The sequence below is a fragment of the Rathayibacter sp. Leaf248 genome (assembly GCF_920939495.1).
In the GTDB taxonomy this organism is placed as follows: Bacteria; Actinomycetota; Actinomycetes; order Actinomycetales; family Microbacteriaceae; genus Rathayibacter; species Rathayibacter caricis.
The window spans coordinates 55,666-70,527 of sequence record NZ_CAKLAV010000001.1; the positions used below are offsets into that span (position 1 = coordinate 55,666).

Below are 14,862 nucleotides of genomic sequence, written 5' to 3' on the forward strand. Positions count from 1 at the left end.
ATGAGCACCACATGGAAGCGCTGGGCGCCCGCTGCGGCCGTCCCCCTGGTCGTCGTCGCGGCGGCCGTCGCCCTGCCCCTCTCCGCGAGCGCCGCAGGAGACCTGCCCGAGAAGACCGCCTCCGAGCTCCTGACCTTCGCCGCCGAGAACGAGGTCACCGCGTTCTCGGGTGAGATCGAGCAGTCCTCCGACCTCGGCCTGCCAGACCTCTCCGCCCTCGGCGGCTCCGCGCCGGGCTCGTCGGGCTCCGACGCCTCCCCGGCCGGCGCCCTGATGGAGCTCGCCACCGGCTCTCACGAGGCCCGCGTCTTCGTCGACGCCGAGCAGGGTGCCCGCCTGCAGGTCCTCGACCGGCTCGCCGAGCGCGACGTGGTCGCGACGAAGGGCGAGGGCGTCTGGGTCTACGACTCCGCCGAGAACACGGCCACCCACTTCCTGCCTCCGGAGTCCGGGGCGGCCGCACCGGACACCGTGCCGTCGGGCGAGGTCCCCACGCCCTCGAGCATCGCGGAGGATCTGCTCGCGAGCATCGATCCGACCACCGCGGTGGCCGTCGGCTCCGACGTCGAGGTCGCCGGCCGCGACGCGTACGAGCTCGTCCTCACTCCGCGCGAGGGCTCGACGCTCGTCGGCTCGGTCACCGTCTCGATCGACGGAGAGACCGGCCTCCCGCTCGGAGTCGCCGTGACCGCGCGCGGCGGCACCGCACCCGCGTTCAGCGTCGCCTACTCCAGCATCGACTTCGACGCCCCGGATGCCGCCATGTTCGCCTTCACCGCGCCCGAGGGAGCCGAGGTCGTCGAGAAGGCGGCCCCGGAGCACGACCTCTCGATCGAGCCCGGCGCGGAGTCGTCCGATGCAGAGTCCTTCGATGCAGAGTCCTCCTCTGCGCAGTCGTCCGATGTCGTGACCACCGGCACCGGCTGGGCCACAGTCGTTGAGCTGCCCGCGGGCGACTCCGAGGCACTCGCCTCCCTCGACGCCGTCACCACCCGCGTCGACGGCGGTCGCGCCCTCGAAGCCGCGCTGGTGTCGGTGCTCCTCACCGACGACGGCCGCGTCCTCGCCGGCTCCGTGCCGGTCGACGTCCTGGTCGACGCGGCCGGTCGGTGACCGCGACCGCCCTCGCGGTCGAGACGAGCGGCCTCACCAAGCGCTTCGGGCGCCAGGAGGCCGTCTCAGGGCTCGACCTCGCCGTCCCGCGCGGGGCGGTCTTCGGGTTCCTCGGACCCAACGGTTCGGGCAAGACGACGACCATCAGGATGCTGCTCGCCCTCGCCGCGCCCACGGAGGGCAGCATCACGGTGCTCGGTGAGAGCATGCCCCGCCGCTCGGCCGAGGTCCTTCCGCGCGTGGGCGCCCTCGTCGAGGGACCGGGCTTCTACCCGTTCCTCTCGGGGGCCGCGAACCTCCGCCGGTTCGACGCCGCCGAGGCCGGCACGTCCTCCCGCACTCGGCGGCTCCGCGTCGAGGAGGCGCTCGCCCGGGTCGGCCTCAGCGCCGCCGCTCGCAAGAAGGTCGGCTCCTACTCGCTCGGGATGAAGCAGCGACTGGGCATCGCCGTCGCCCTGCTCTCGCCGCGCGACCTGATCGTCCTCGACGAGCCCACGAACGGGCTCGATCCCCAGGGCACCCGCGAGGTCCGCTCCCTCGTGCGGAGTCTCAACGCCGACGGCACGACCGTGCTCGTCTCCAGCCACCTCCTCGCCGAGATCGAGCAGCTCTGCACCCACGCCGCCGTCATGCGCACGGGACGCCTGGTCGCGCAGGGCGGTCTGGACGAGCTCCGCGGCGACGCGGCCACCCTCGAGCTCGTCACCCCCGATCCGGAGCGCGCGCAGCGCAGCCTCGTCGAGCAGGGGCTCGCCCCCCGCGTCGCCCCCGCCGACCACCCGAGCGATCCGCCGCTCGTCGTCGCCGCGATGCCTCCCGGGGTCGCCGCGGAGTCGGTCGTCGCCGGACTGGTCCGAGCCGAGGTCCGCGTGCGCGGGTTCGCCGTGCGCCGGCCGTCACTCGAGGAGCGCTTCGTCGAGCTGACGGGGGAGGGCTTCGATGTCGAGCGCTGAGACGATCGCCGCGGAGGCGTCCCGCACCCGCGGGGGAGTGGGAGCCCTCCTGCTCTCGGAGCTCACGCTGCTCTTCCGCCGTCGCCGCACCTGGGCGCTGCTGGCCGCACTGGCCGCGATCCCCGTCCTGCTGGCCGTCGCCGTCCGCCTCTCCGGCGAGGGCGGCGGTCCGTCCTTCGTGGGCGCGATCGGCGGCAACGGCCTCTTCACCGGCTTCGCCGCGATCACGGTGGCGGTGCCGCTGTTCCTCCCCTTGACCATCGGAGTGGTCGCCGGAGACGCGATCGCGGGCGAGGCGTCGCTCGGCACCCTCCGCTACCTGCTCGTCACTCCCGTCGGCCGACTTCGGCTCCTCACCGTGAAGTTCGCGGCCGCGCTCGCGTTCTGCCTCGCCGCGGCCCTCACGGTGATGGTGGCGGGCATCCTCATCGGCTTCGCGCTCTTCCCGGTCGGACCGGTCACCCTGCTGTCGGGCAGCACCGTGCCGCTGGTCGATGCGATCGGCCGCGCCCTGGCGATCGCGGTCTACGTGGCACTCTCGCTCGTCGGGCTCGCCGCGATCGGGCTCTTCATCTCGACGCTGACCGACGTCCCCGTCGGAGCGATGGCCGCGACCGTGGTCGTGTCGATCGCGGCGCAGATCGTCGGATCGCTCTCGCAGCTCGACGCGCTGCACCCGTTCCTGTTCACGGATCGCTGGTTCGACTTCGCGGATCTGCTGCGCGACCCCATCGCGTGGGGCTCCTTCGGCGAGAACGCGCTGCTGCAGCTCGCCTACGTCGCGGTGTTCGGCGCGCTGGCCGCCGGCCGGTTCACGACGCGCGACATCCTGTCCTGACACCGCCCGCCCGATCGGGCTCCGGATCGACGAGAGGCCGCCTCCCGTGAGCGGGGAGGCGGCCTCTCGGACGTCCTGGCGTGACCGCCGTCGGAGCAGGTCAGCCCTGGGCGGCGAGCCCGAAGCTGACGGTGCCGCTCTCGTCGACCTGCGCGTCGAGCACCTTGTCGCCGAGGGCGACGGAGGCGGCGACGTCCAGGAACACGCGCGCCCCGTCCTGCTCGACGACGGCATCGGTCGTCTCGGGTGCCGGCGCGACGGCGACGGCGAAGTTCTGGGCGTCGAGGTCGGTCCCGCTGATGCGCAGGCCACCCTCGACGGGGGTCTCGGTCTGTCCCGTGATGGTCTTGACGACAGTGCTGGCGTTGTCGGTGAGCGTGAGCATCGGTCGTTCCTTTCCGTCCGTGGTCGATGAGACGGCCACGATTCCGAGATCCGCAGCCGGTCTCAAGTCGCGCGGGCGGACGTGGAGGGAATGCACACCTCCCGGCTCGGCAGGCTCGGCACCGGCGGCACCGCACCTGCGACACTGTCCGGATGCACCCCGCCGACGCCTGCCCGTGCGGAAGCCGCCGCCACTACGCCGACTGCTGCCGCCCCGCCCACCTCGGCGAGACCCCGTCGCCCACCGCCGAGCGGTTGATGCGCAGCCGCTACAGCGCCAACGTGCTCGGGAGCGCCCCGTACCTGCTCGCCAGCTGGCACCCCTCGACGCGGCCGCCGCGCGTCGACCTCGACGACGACGTCCGCTGGCGCCGCCTCCAGATCGTCGACACGGCCCGCGGAGGGGAGGGCGACGTCGACGGACTCGTCGAGTTCCGCGCGTCGTACCGATCATCGGAGGGCGTCGGCCTCGTGCACGAGCGCAGCCGCTTCGTCCGGGAGGACGGCCGCTGGTTCTACGTCGACGGTGATCTGCTCGGCGACGAGTCCTGACGCTCCGGTTCTCGGCATCCGTCCCGTGGCGCCCGCCTCCGTCCTACGCTGAAGGCATGGCCCAGGACTTCCGGCGCGCGGACGACGCGTCCCGCTACGAGCTGCATCAGGACGGCGCGCTGGTCGGCGTCCTCGACTACCGCGAGAACGACGAGGCGGTCTCGCTCGTGCGCTCCTTCACTTCTCCGCCGTTCCGCGGCCGCGGCCTCGCCGGCGAGCTGGTGGCGTTCGCGGTCGACGACATCGAGACCTCGAGCGCTCGGCGCATCGTGCCGCTCTGCTGGTACGTCGGCCAGTGGTTCGAGGAGCACCCCGAGAAGTCGCACCTCCTCACCCGCTGATGGAGCCGGAACCCGCTGCCCGCGCCGGCGTCACTCCCGGACGAGCGGTTCGACCCCGGCCAGGTCCGGCCCGAGCCCGATGTCCACGAGCCGGATCCGCCCCACGTACGCGTCGCCGGGCGGCAGGAGCAGCCCGGCCTTGATCGCCCCGAACGTGACGGTCACGTCCGCGTGCAGCACGGTCGGATCGGGGACGCTGCCGTCGTCGGGCCCGATACCGCTCGGCAGGTCGACTGCGACGACCACCGGACGCTCCTCGCGGTCGGCCAGAGCGTCGATGACCGTCTCGACGATCGAGCGGGGCCGTCCTGAGAGGGCCGGATGCCGCGTGCCGATCCCGAGGATCCCGTCGACCACGACGTCCGCGCGCGCGATCGCGGCGAGCAGCGCCCGCACGTCGTCCGCCGGGACGCGGTCGCAGCCCTCGTCGAGCGCCACGGCCAGCCCCCGCTGGTGCCAGCGGTCGGCGGTCAGCACGAGCAGCACGTCGACACCGGAGGAGGCGACCTCGGCCGCCGCGTAGAGGGCGTCGCCGCCGTTGTTCCCCGGCCCGACCAGCACCAGCACGGTCCCCGGACCGCGGCGGTCTCGCCGCCCGGCCAGCAGCGCGCGGATCTCGCGGGCGAGTCCGTCCGCCGCCCTCTGCATGAGCGGTTCGCGCCGCGCCAGGTGCGGCGCTTCCGCGGCCCGCACCTGCGCGGAGGAGTAGCCCTCGACCATGCCTCCACTGTGCGCTCCGCCACGCTCCACGGCAACCCCGGAGGCGGCGTGCGGAACCAGCGCCGCCCGTCGGGCGCTCTCGTCGACTGCTCCTCCGTCATGCCGTGCATGTCGCCTTGACCAGCGGAGCCGGCCGGCGTCGCGGCGGGTCCGGGAGGAGGTCGCCCGGTCGTGTGGTGATGCGGCGCCCGGTGGGAGTCGTCCACTCGGTGGTGCCGTCGGGGTGGAGGACGTAGGTCCAGCGGTCGCCGTGGCGGACGTGGTGGTGGGCGGTGCAGAGGGAGGCGAGGTTCTCGAGGCTCGTCTCCCCGCCGTGCCGCCATTCGACGGAGTGATCCGCTTCGGCGCGGGATGCAGGGCGGGTGCAGCCGGGGAAGCGGCACGTCCGGTCGCGCAGCTGGAGCGCGAGCCGCATCCGCGGTGGGGGAAGACGGTGGGTGCGGCCCACCGAGACGACCGTGCCGGTGACGGGGTCGGTGAGGACGCGGGTGATCGTCGTGGCCGCTCCGGCGAGTTCGCGGGCGACGTGGGCGGGGATGAGGCCGTACTCGTCGAGGTCGGCGGGGGCGTCGTCGCGGCCGGTGGCGGTGCTCGCGGTGAGGGTCAACCGGACTTCGGCCCGTACGCCGGGCACGAACGTCGCAGGGGCGGCCGCTTTGTCGGACGCCTCGCCGTCGCGGGGCGGGGTCGTCCCGAACACGTCGCCGTCGCAGAGCAGATCCGCGAGCGCATCGGCGCGCAACTGCGCGAGCGTGCGCTGCTCGCCGCAGGCCTTGGTCGCTGCGCTCACCTCGTCCGTCGGGCCGATCCTCCCGTCGTCGTCCCTTCCGTCGTCGTCTGCGCTGTCGCGGAGGCAGCGGGCGATGCGGTCCAGCCGTGCGTAGGCTCCGATGGCGACCGGGGCGGGGAGCAGTGCGCACAGCAGCGCCATGCCGTCCGCGTTCGGGACCAGCCAGACCGCGCGATCCTCCCGAGCCCGCGCATGCCGGTCGGCGAGCGGCTCGACGTGCAGCTCGTCGCGGAGCCGTGCGACCCGGCGCCGCAGCTGCGTGGGCGTCAGCACGAGCGCCAGCTCGCACGCCCGCTCATCGAACACCGCCCGCGATTCCGGCGGCAGGCTGGCGGCGGTCGCGCAGATGATCCGGCCTGCCTCCCACCGCAGCCTTGCGCCCGCGAGCGCCTCCCGGGTGCGCGGGAGGTCCTCGATCAGCAGCCGCGCGTCCTCCAGATCGCGGGACACCACCCGCTCCGACACCCCGCACCCCACCGCGAGCTCCGCCCGGACCGAGCGCTCCACCAGATCCGCCGACCCGCCCCGCGGCACACCCCGCGCGAACGCCTCCGGACACGACACCGCCGCTCGGTACGCCGCATGCAGCTCCACCGCCGCCGCCAGCAGCACCGGCGCCGCCGACCGCGCCAACTCACCCGCCCGATCCCCGCGCTCCCGCACCAGCGCGAGCACCTCCACTACTTCTGTTCCCGTCATACGAGTACAGAACCAGCGAGTACTGACATCCCCTCACGTTCGCGAAGCACGACGAGCGCTTCACGCCAGCGGATGCGCCAAGCGCCGGTTCCGCTCCAACGCCGGCGCCCGGGACCCCCTCAGGACTCCTGCACAGCCCTGTCCGACTCCTCCACGATCGAGCGCATCGCCGCCTCCGCCGCCGCTCCGTCCCCCTCCGACACCGCCACCGCGACCGACCGGTGCAGCCGCAGCGCCTCGCTGTCGGCCTCCCGCGGCATCAGCGCGTTCCGCGTGCGCCCCGCCAGCACCTCCGCGACCAGGTCGGCGAGCTGCGCGAGCATCCGATTGCCCGATGCCGACAGCAGGGTGCGGTGGAACACCGTGTCGGCCGCCAGGTACGCGCCCTGGTCGGCCGATCCCGAGTGCGTCGACATCACGCGCACGGCGTCCGTCAGCGCCTCGCGCTGCTCCGCCGTCGCGTTCGCCGCGGCAAGCCGAGCGGCCAGCGGCTCGACGCCCAGGCGCAGCTCGCTGAGCTGGTGGAGCTGCCGCTGGCGGTCCGGCCCGTCCAGGCTCCACGCGACGACGCGCGGATCGAGGGCGTTCCACGACTCCGGCGGCTGCACCCGGGTCCCCGCCCGGCGGCGTGAGGTGACCAGGCCGAGCGACTCGAGGACTCTCACCGCCTCGCGCATCACCGAGCGGGACACTCCGCGGCGCTCTGCCCGCTCGTCGGCGCTGAACGCGGTCCCCGGGGCGAGCTCCCCGCGCACGATCTGCGAGCCGAGCTCGTCGAGCACCGAGTGGTGCAGGGAGGGCGGCGGCGTCGCGGTCATGCGCCCATCCTCCCAAGCCGACGCTCGACTCCGCGCCATTCATCGGACATACTCGTCGAGAACACCGGTTATGTCGGACATATCGCCCCCCGCGAGGCATGTCCGCGAGCCGTCGGACCGATCAAGGATGCTCATGACACCGACCCTCCCCTCCCTCCTCCGCGCCGCGGGGGAGGAGGTCGCCACCACCGCCCCGCAGGGGCAGCTGATCCTCGCCGCGATCCTCGGCATCGCCGTGATCGTCGTCCTGATCACCTGGCTGAAGCTGCACCCCTTCGTCTCGCTGCTCATCGGTGCGCTGACCACCGGCCTCGTCGCCGCGATGGCGCCCGCGGACGCCGTCGCCAGCTTCGCGCTCGGCTTCGGCAACACGATGGGAGGCGTCGGAATCCTGATCGGACTCGGCGCCATGTACGGCAAGCTCCTCGCCGACTCCGGCGGAGCCGACCGCATCGTCGACACCCTCATCGCCCGCTCGAGCACCCGCGCGCTGCCCTGGATGATGGGCTTCGTCGGAGCGTTGATCGGCCTGCCCATGTTCTTCGAGGTCGGCCTCGTCCTCCTCATCCCCGTCGTGATCCTGGTCGCGCGCCGGAGCGGACTGCCGCTGATGAAGATCGCGATCCCCACCCTCGCGGGTCTCTCGGTCATGCACGGCCTGGTGCCGCCACACCCCGGTCCGCTGGTCGCGATCGACGCGCTCGGCGCGAACCTCGGAGTCACGCTCGCCTTCGGCGTGCTCGTCGCGATCCCGACCGTGGTCGTCGCCGGTCCTCTCTTCGGCCGCCTGGCCGCGAAGTGGGCGCCCGTCGAGACTCCGCCGCTCTTCGGCGAGGGCGCCGGCGACGCCCGCGAGCACCGCCCGGGCTTCGTCGCCGCGGTCGCGAGCATCCTGCTCCCCGTCGTGCTCATGCTCGGCAAGGCCGTCGCCGACATCGCCGCTCCCCAGTCCGAGGCGGCGTGGAAGGCGGTCCTCGACTTCCTCGGCACCCCGACCATCGCCCTCGGCATCGCCCTGCTCGCCGGTCTGGTGCTGCTGGGCCGCGGCGGCCGGATGAACCGCTCCGAGCTCCAGGACTCGCTCTCCAGCTCCCTCCCGCCCATCGCGGGCATCCTCCTGATCGTCGGCGCGGGCGGCGGATTCAAGCAGGTCCTCGTCGACACCGGCATCGGCAGCGTCGTGGCCCAGCTGGCGGAGGGCAGCGGAGCGTCCGCGCTCCTCCTCGCCTGGCTCGTCGCGGTGGTGATCCGCATCGCCACCGGCTCCGCGACCGTCGCGACGGTGACGGCCGCAGGAATCCTCCAGCCGCTGACCGAGACGATGGACGGACCGATGGTCGCCCTCATGGTGCTCGCGATCGGGGCAGGCTCGGTGTTCCTCTCGCATGTGAACGACGCCGGGTTCTGGCTCGTCAAGGAGTACCTCGGGCTCAGCATCGGCCAGACACTGAAGACGTGGACGGTGATGGAGTGCCTGGTCTCGGTGACCGGGCTCGCCGGCGTCCTCGTGATCGGCCTGTTCGTAGGAGGACTCTGATGCAGCACCCGACCACCGCCCCCGTCCGCGCGATCGTCGTCATGGGCGTCTCCGGCAGCGGGAAGTCGACCGTCGCCGCCCTGCTCGCCGGCTTCCTGCACTGGAGCTTCCTCGAGGGCGACGATCTGCACCCGCGCGCTAACGTCGAGAAGATGGCGGCGGGCATCCCGCTCGACGACTCCGACCGCGCTCCCTGGCTCGCCGAGATCGCCCGGGTGGTCGACGAGCGGATCACGAGCGGCCGCCCCGTCGTCGTCACCTGCTCGGCACTGCGCCGCGCCTACCGCGACATCCTGCGGCGCGACGACCTCGTCTTCGTGCACCTCGCCGGATCGAACGAGGTCGTCGCCGGGCGCCTCGCCTCCCGGCTCGACCACTTCATGCCGACGACGCTGCTCGATTCGCAGTTCGGCCTGCTCGAGCCCCTCGGTGACGACGAGCGGCACATCACGGTCGACGTCGGGAACGCCCCGGAGGAGGAGATCGCCGAGATCGTGGAGCGCCTCGGCCTGAGCTGACGCCTTTCCCGGCACTCCCGGGCCCCCGATCAGGGCGGCGCTCCGGCCGCAGAGCGATTCGGACTTGCACACAGGACCGCGACACGGAACTGTCGTCCCCGGGGAAGAGATCACGGGAGATCCATGGACGACGAGAACCTGCTCGCGGCGCTGCACCGCGGACGCCCGGCCACGATCGTCGAGGCGGCCGAGCTCACCCAGCTCGCCCCCGATCTCGTGCGCTCGGGTGTCCATCGGCTGCGCGAGCGCGGCCTGCTCGGGGGACAGGACGACCTCCTCGCGTACGTCCCTCCCGCGGAGTGGGCGGCCGCGAGCATCGCCCGGCACACCGACGCCGTCCGCCGCGCCACGGAGGAGTCGGTCGAGGGCATCGAGCGCGTCATGGCCGGACTGCCCGGGCTGATGGGCGCCTGGTCGGTCGGCGAGGCGTCGGCCGATCTCGTGCCCACCCTGCTCCGGCACGGACGGCACGCGTCCGAGGATCTCTGGTTCGACCTCGTCCGCCGCGACTCCGGAACGCTCATCGCCGTCCTGCCCGACGTCGAGCGCTTCCTCGATCCGCCCACCGAGCGCGCGATCCGCTTCGGGCAGGCCCTGGCGGCGAAGGACCGCGTCCGGGTCATCATGCCGGCCTCGTGCGTGAGCGACCCGCGCGTCCTCGCCCGCATCGAGGCCTACGAGAAGGCAGGAGTCGAGTACCGCCTGCTCGAGAACCCGCCCAGCTGGTTCTGGGTCGACGGCGAGCACCTGGCGGTGCCGTTCGAGTGGGGCGAGACGCGGCCGACCAGCGTCGTGGGCGTGCGGCACGCCGCCCTCGCGGGCCTGGTCAGCGCGTACTTCGAGGAGCTGTGGCGGCAGGCCGTCCCGGTCGCCGCCGTCGAGGAGTCGTGGACGTCGCTGCTGCGCCTCATGCGGACGGGGATCACCCTCGAGACCGCGTCCCACCGCCTGGGGATCAACCCCCGCACGGGGCGCCGACGCGTCGCGGCGGCGATGGAGCACCACGGAGTCTCGACCCTGTTCGCCCTGGGCACGGCGTGGACCGCGGACAGCGGTGCCGCACCCGCGAGCGAGTAGCCGTCACCGCCGGCCACTCGCGGAGCACTGCGCGAGTGACCGGCCTTCGCCGACCGGGGTGCCCCCAGTGTCGTGACCGTCCTGCGCCCCCCGCAAGAACCTCTAGAGGACACGTCCGGAAGAGGACACGACCGATCCGCGGCTCACCGGCGATCCGGTCGCAGCGCCAGGAGGAGCGCTGCGGCGCCGAGCCCGAGGCAGAGCAGTGTGAGCACCGCGGCTCCCGGAGGCACGAGGTCGACCCCGTCCGTGCAGAGGATCGCGGTCGGCAGGGAGCGCTGCTCCGCCAGTCCGCCGTGGCCGCCCACCGCGCACTCCTCGTCCGGATCCCAGACCATGCCCGCCGCGACGTTCGAGACCGTGCCGACGACGAGGAGGAGGATACCGAGCACGATCCACGCGGACCGGTTCCCGGGTCCGCCGGCCGCCCCGTGACGCGTCCTCGCATCGGCGGGCCGCTCCTCGTCGCCGCCGCAGAGGAGAGGTGTCCCGTTCATGCGCGGATCACGGGCTCAGTGCGCACCGTCGTTGCCCATCGCGTGCACGACGGCGCCGTGGCAGCCCGCCCGTGTCCAGTCGTAGGGCCCGTCGGCGTCGTCGCCGTAGAGCGCGATCCACGCGGCACCGCCCGCCTCGGGCAGCCCGGAGCCGTGGCTCTCGGGCGATCGCTCCCACGGGAGCTGGAAGGTGTAGTCGTGTCCCGACTCCGTCATGCACTCCGCGACGAGGAACTGCATGTCGACCCAGGAGCGCATGTGCCCGAGCTCGTCGCCCGTGAGCGCCGCTGGGTACTCGATGACCGCGGCCGAGTCCGCATCGCCGTACAGGCGCACGCCCCACTGGTCGTAGCGTGCTCCGTCGGGCGCGGCGGTCGGAGTCGGCTGCTCCGCGGGCTCGCGCGGCTCGCGGGGGAGCGACTCGTCGGACCGGACGTCGCCGGGAACGGCCGCGAGCGCCTCGTACTGCCGCACCGACGCGCTCGCCCCGACGATCAGCGCGGTCCCGATCCCGACGGTCAGGAGCACCCCGGCCACGGTGAGAGCGACGGCCGCACGGAACCGGGTCCCGCCCTGCTGCCGGCTCACGCCGCCACCGCCCCTTCGGGGCGACGACGCTCGATCGACCAGCAGAGGACGGCGGCGAGAAGGATCAGCCCCTGCGCGTTGCCGAGCAGGAGCAGGCCGAGATCGAGCGCGGGGACGGTGGACACGAGCACCGGTACCGTCGCGCTGACGTACCAGAGCGCGTCGACCGCGACCGTGGGCAGCACGCTGACGCCCACCGCGCCCAGGAGCGCCCCCGCGATCCTCGTCCTCCTGCCTGCGAGCAGCAGGAGCCCGACCGCCGCGATCAGCGTCGCGACGGGAACGGGCAGCAGGGTCGGGAGCGGCACCGTGCTCTCGGTCGTCACCCGGATGCTCGCCCACCCGCCGACGAGGACGGACGCGAGCACGAGCAGCAGTGCGACCGCCTGCAGTCCCGCCGAGAGCGAGCCGACGCGCCCGTCGAACAGGGCCTCCGCACTGCCCTCGCGGAGCCGCGCACGCCGCCAGAGCAGATCGGCGCCCGCTCCCCGCAGGACCCGGGAGCGGATCGCACGAGCGGTCCGCGCGGGGCTCTCCCCACGCTCCTCCGCCCACAGGGCGTGCTCGTGCAGATCGGAGGCGATCTCGTCGGCACGATCCGACGCGGCCAGAGTGTCGAGTCCGCGGGTGTAGAAGCGGCACCACCGCAGAGCCGAGAGCGTCGAGCGGCGGACGGCCGCGGAACGGCGGGTCACGCCGTCCCTCCCGCGAGGAGGGGCGACGACGGCGCGACTCGGGACGCCGCCGCCGCGGCGTGCGCGACGGCCCGCCCCTCGCCGGTGACCTCGTAGCAGCGCCGGGGCGGCCGCCCCTGCGCGGTCGCCTCGGCCTTGTCCTCCCACGACGACGTCACCAGGCCGCGCTCCTGCATCCGCCCGAGCGCCTTGTACAGCGTGCCGTGGGCGGTCAGCGCCGCACCGTCCCGCTCGGCGATCGAGGCCGCGAGAGCGAAGCCGTGCACGGGCTCGGCGGCGGCGAGCAGCGCCTCGAGGAGGTCGAGCTCGAGGGGGAGGACCGTCCCCGGTCTGCGTCTGGGCATGCTCCGAAGAATAGGAAGATAGGGGTCGAGCGTCAAGGTGCGCGGCTACGCTCGCTGCATGGGGGAACGGGCGATCTGCGTCGAGACGGTCATCGACGCCGATTCAGGGGTGCGCAACAGCGCGTTGGGCGTGCTCTTCGGCTACTTCGGGCGCTTCCGGTGCGAGTGGGTCCCCGCGACCGATGCGCCCGAGCGGCTGAAGCGCGTGCGGACCGAGGCGCGCACGTGAGCACACCTCGGTCAGGCCGAGCACAGGAGTACCTGCAGGAGCACCCGTGGGCGCTGGCGCTCGTCAGCGGCCTCTTCGTCGCGGGGATCGTCGTGCTGGCCTCCGATGCCGGCTGGGATCTCACCGCCGAGATCGGCGGCAGCCGCCGGCACGCTCCGCTGTGGCTCGTGCTCCTGCTCGGCGTGCCGTTGTTCGGCACCGGAGTCGTCCTGGGCGTCGTCAAGCAGGTCCAGCTGCTCATCCGGCCACCGGCTCCGACCCCGCCGCCCGCCCCCGATCCGACCGGACCGGGGTGGCTGAGCCGGGGGAGCGGCGAGGACGATCCGCGTGCGTAGGGCGGTCCCCGCGACTCCGCCCGCCGTGGCCGTAGCCCGCCTGCTCGTGTCGGTGGTCGTGCTCGCGGTGCTCGGCTACGCCTACGGCCTGAGAGTGGCGGTGGGCGACGCGAGTCCCGTCGACTACTTCGGCTACTTCACGAACCAGACCAGCCTGATCCTGAGCGTCGTGCTGCTCGTCTCGGGGGCAGTGGCGCTGCTCGACCGCGCGCCCTCCGAGTCGTCGAGCCTCGTCCGGGGGATCGCCACCGCCTACCTCGTCGTCGTCGGAGTCGTCTACAACACCCTCGTGCCGGGCACGGGATCCGCACCGCCGTGGGTCAGCGCGCTGCTGCACGTCGTCCTGCCGGTGCTCGCCGTCCTCGACTGGGCCCTCGTCGCCGACCGGCCGCCTCTGCCGTGGCGCAGGCTCCCGCTGGTCCTGCCCTACCCGCTGGTCTGGCTGGTCGTGGTGCTCGTCCGCGGGCGGACCGACGGCTGGGTCCCCTACGGCTTCCTGCTGCCCGGGAACGGGCTGCCGTCCCTGATCGCGCACGTCCTCGGCCTGATCGCCGCGGTGCTCGCGGCGGGTGCGCTCATCTGGGTCCTCAGTCGGAGCTCCGGCCTCCGAGCAGGTCCTCGACCCGCGTGACCGGCAGGTCGAACGCCTCGGCGACGGCCGCGTTCACGACCCGCCCGTCGTGGGTGCTGAGTCCCCGCGCGAGGGCGGGGTCTCTCCGCAGCGCCGCCTCCCAGCCCTGGTCCGCGAGCGCGACGACGTAGGGCAGCGTGGCGTTGGTCAGCGCCCGCGTCGAGGTCTCGGGAACCGCGCCGGGCATGTTTGCGACGCAGTAGTAGACGCTGTCGTGCACGGCGAACACCGGGTCGTCGTGGGTGGTCGGCCGCGAGCCCTCGAAGCAGCCCCCTTGGTCGATGGCGATGTCCACGAGCACCGAGCCCGCCTTCATCGTCGCCACCATCTCGTCGGTGACGAGCTTCGGCGCCCGCGCGCCGGGGATCAGCACCGAGCCGACCACCAGGTCGGCGTCGGCGACCTGCGCCGCGATCTCGTACGTCGACGACGCCCGCGTCTGGATCGCTCCGCCGAAACGGTTCTCGAGCTCGCGCAGCCGGGGGAGCGAGAGGTCGACGATCGTCACGTCCGCCCCCATCCCAACTGCGTTCGCCGCCGCATGCTCGCCGGCGACTCCTCCGCCGATCACGACGACCTTCGCCTTCGGCGTGCCGGGAACGCCGCCCAGCAGGGTGCCGCGCCCGCCCGCCGCGCTCATCAGGTGGTACGCGCCGACGGTGATCGACAGGCGCCCCGCGACCTCGCTCATCGGCGAGAGCAGCGGCAGCTGACGGTTCGGCAGCTGCACCGTCTCGTAGGCGATCGCCGTGGTCCCGGAGGCGAGCAGCGCGTCGGTGCACGGGCGGGACGCGGCGAGGTGGAGGTAGGTGAAGAGCACCTGGCCTGCGCGCATCCGCGGGTACTCCGCCTCGATCGGCTCCTTCACCTTCAGGACGAGGTCGGCCTCGCCCCAGACCTCGTCGGCGTCCGCGGCGAGCCGTGCTCCGGCTGCGGCGAAGTCCTCGTCCGTGAGGCGGGAGCCCAGGCCCGCGCCCGACTGCACGAGCACGTCGTGCCCGCGCCGGACGAGCTCGTGGACGCCGGCGGGCGTCGCGGCGACGCGGCTCTCGTTGTTCTTGATCTCGCTGGGGATCCCGATGCGCATGGCTGCTCCTCGATTCGCGGGCGCCCGAGGTGCAGCGCCCGACGCTGGGCGGTGGACGCCGATCGTGCGCCGACGTCGCTCCTATCGTGCGAAGATCGTGTTTCCGACGGGTGACG

The 14,862-nt window shown here is 73.3% G+C and carries 20 protein-coding genes; 11 read left to right on the top strand and 9 right to left on the bottom strand.

The features are described from left to right. From LRG51_RS00285 to LRG51_RS00295, 3 genes are read left to right on the top strand one after another with little or no spacing between them, the layout of a single operon-like run. Complete coding sequence (locus LRG51_RS00285; protein ID WP_230670341.1) at window positions 1–1,113, top strand: LolA family protein; 1,113 nt, start codon at window positions 1–3, stop codon at window positions 1,111–1,113. After that, complete coding sequence (locus tag LRG51_RS00290; RefSeq protein ID WP_230670343.1) at window positions 1,110–2,066, top strand: ABC transporter ATP-binding protein; 957 nt, start codon at window positions 1,110–1,112, stop codon at window positions 2,064–2,066. Before LRG51_RS00285 ends, LRG51_RS00290 begins: the two co-directional genes overlap by 4 nt. Continuing rightward, window positions 2,053–2,904 (top strand): ABC transporter permease, encoded by an 852-nt coding sequence (locus tag LRG51_RS00295; protein WP_230670345.1) that lies wholly within the window; start codon window positions 2,053–2,055, stop codon window positions 2,902–2,904. Before LRG51_RS00290 ends, LRG51_RS00295 begins: the two co-directional genes overlap by 14 nt. 100 nt (window positions 2,905–3,004) lie before the next feature. On the opposite strand, the gene LRG51_RS00300 is transcribed toward LRG51_RS00295, so the two are convergent. Next, window positions 3,005–3,289 carry a hypothetical protein gene (locus tag LRG51_RS00300; protein WP_055794838.1) on the bottom strand — a complete coding sequence of 95 codons (285 nt, stop codon included), beginning with the start codon at window positions 3,287–3,289 and terminating at the stop codon, window positions 3,005–3,007. Between the two features lie 152 nt (window positions 3,290–3,441). Here LRG51_RS00300 and LRG51_RS00305 point away from each other — a divergent pair, with 152 nt between their 5' ends. Together LRG51_RS00305 and LRG51_RS00310 are read left to right on the top strand one after the other, a co-directional pair. Next, window positions 3,442–3,840, top strand: coding sequence for a YchJ family protein (locus LRG51_RS00305; RefSeq protein ID WP_230670347.1), 399 nt, complete (start codon window positions 3,442–3,444; stop codon window positions 3,838–3,840). Beyond that, window positions 3,837–4,181, top strand: coding sequence for a GNAT family N-acetyltransferase (locus LRG51_RS00310; protein WP_268788530.1), 345 nt, complete (start codon window positions 3,837–3,839; stop codon window positions 4,179–4,181). Before LRG51_RS00305 ends, LRG51_RS00310 begins: the two co-directional genes overlap by 4 nt. 30 nt (window positions 4,182–4,211) lie before the next feature. Here LRG51_RS00310 and LRG51_RS00315 read toward each other — a convergent pair whose 3' ends face one another. The 3 genes from LRG51_RS00315 to LRG51_RS00325 all read right to left on the bottom strand — a co-directional run bounded on the left by LRG51_RS00315 (window position 4,212) and on the right by LRG51_RS00325 (window position 7,208). Further along, window positions 4,212–4,901, bottom strand: coding sequence for an NAD(P)H-hydrate epimerase (locus LRG51_RS00315; RefSeq protein ID WP_055794842.1), 690 nt, complete (start codon window positions 4,899–4,901; stop codon window positions 4,212–4,214). A gap of 97 nt (window positions 4,902–4,998) precedes the next feature. Continuing rightward, window positions 4,999–6,390 carry an HNH endonuclease signature motif containing protein gene (locus LRG51_RS00320; protein WP_230670349.1) on the bottom strand — a complete coding sequence of 464 codons (1,392 nt, stop codon included), beginning with the start codon at window positions 6,388–6,390 and terminating at the stop codon, window positions 4,999–5,001. 119 nt (window positions 6,391–6,509) lie between these two features. Continuing rightward, window positions 6,510–7,208 (bottom strand): FadR/GntR family transcriptional regulator, encoded by a 699-nt coding sequence (locus LRG51_RS00325; protein ID WP_230670351.1) that lies wholly within the window; start codon window positions 7,206–7,208, stop codon window positions 6,510–6,512. 133 nt (window positions 7,209–7,341) lie between these two features. On the opposite strand from LRG51_RS00325, the gene LRG51_RS00330 reads away from it, so the two are divergent. From LRG51_RS00330 to LRG51_RS00340, 3 genes are all read left to right on the top strand, one after another. Further along, on the top strand, window positions 7,342–8,745 hold the full coding sequence (locus LRG51_RS00330) for a GntP family permease (RefSeq protein WP_230670353.1): 1,404 nt from the start codon (window positions 7,342–7,344) through the stop codon (window positions 8,743–8,745). After that, a complete protein-coding gene (locus LRG51_RS00335) occupies window positions 8,745–9,263 on the top strand; it encodes a gluconokinase (protein ID WP_230670355.1) in 519 nt (172 codons plus the stop codon). Before LRG51_RS00330 ends, LRG51_RS00335 begins: the two co-directional genes overlap by 1 nt. Window positions 9,264–9,386: 123 nt before the next feature. Then, window positions 9,387–10,340, top strand: a complete 954-nt coding sequence (locus LRG51_RS00340; RefSeq protein ID WP_055794852.1) for a hypothetical protein — start codon at window positions 9,387–9,389, stop codon at window positions 10,338–10,340. A gap of 143 nt (window positions 10,341–10,483) precedes the next feature. Here the strand turns inward: LRG51_RS00340 and LRG51_RS00345 are convergent, their stop codons facing one another. From LRG51_RS00345 to LRG51_RS00360, 4 genes are read right to left on the bottom strand one after another with little or no spacing between them, the layout of a single operon-like run. Then, window positions 10,484–10,837: a hypothetical protein gene (locus LRG51_RS00345; protein ID WP_230670357.1), complete on the bottom strand. Its 354-nt coding sequence runs from the start codon at window positions 10,835–10,837 to the stop codon at window positions 10,484–10,486. A gap of 15 nt (window positions 10,838–10,852) precedes the next feature. Next, window positions 10,853–11,425, bottom strand: coding sequence for a hypothetical protein (locus tag LRG51_RS00350; RefSeq protein WP_230670359.1), 573 nt, complete (start codon window positions 11,423–11,425; stop codon window positions 10,853–10,855). Next, window positions 11,422–12,120: a hypothetical protein gene (locus LRG51_RS00355; protein ID WP_230670361.1), complete on the bottom strand. Its 699-nt coding sequence runs from the start codon at window positions 12,118–12,120 to the stop codon at window positions 11,422–11,424. Before LRG51_RS00355 ends, LRG51_RS00350 begins: the two co-directional genes overlap by 4 nt. Further along, a complete protein-coding gene (locus LRG51_RS00360; RefSeq protein WP_055794859.1) occupies window positions 12,117–12,464 on the bottom strand; it encodes a PadR family transcriptional regulator in 348 nt (115 codons plus the stop codon). The genes LRG51_RS00355 and LRG51_RS00360 overlap by 4 nt, the downstream gene beginning before the upstream one ends. A 58-nt stretch (window positions 12,465–12,522) precedes the next feature. On the opposite strand from LRG51_RS00360, the gene LRG51_RS00365 reads away from it, so the two are divergent. The 3 genes from LRG51_RS00365 to LRG51_RS00375 are packed head-to-tail and all read left to right on the top strand — an operon-like array spanning window position 12,523 to window position 13,659. Continuing rightward, a complete protein-coding gene (locus LRG51_RS00365) occupies window positions 12,523–12,693 on the top strand; it encodes a hypothetical protein (RefSeq protein WP_230670363.1) in 171 nt (56 codons plus the stop codon). Next, the gene (locus LRG51_RS00370) at window positions 12,690–13,028 is read left to right on the top strand and encodes a hypothetical protein (protein ID WP_055794862.1); all 339 of its coding nucleotides are present in this window, start codon (window positions 12,690–12,692) and stop codon (window positions 13,026–13,028) included. Before LRG51_RS00365 ends, LRG51_RS00370 begins: the two co-directional genes overlap by 4 nt. After that, window positions 13,021–13,659, top strand: a complete 639-nt coding sequence (locus tag LRG51_RS00375) for a Pr6Pr family membrane protein (RefSeq protein ID WP_230670365.1) — start codon at window positions 13,021–13,023, stop codon at window positions 13,657–13,659. Before LRG51_RS00370 ends, LRG51_RS00375 begins: the two co-directional genes overlap by 8 nt. On the opposite strand, the gene ald is transcribed toward LRG51_RS00375, so the two are convergent. After that, window positions 13,616–14,746 (bottom strand): alanine dehydrogenase, encoded by a 1,131-nt coding sequence (gene ald / locus LRG51_RS00380; RefSeq protein WP_055794868.1) that lies wholly within the window; start codon window positions 14,744–14,746, stop codon window positions 13,616–13,618. The genes LRG51_RS00375 and ald overlap by 44 nt on opposite strands. Window positions 14,747–14,862: the final 116 nt, after the last annotated feature.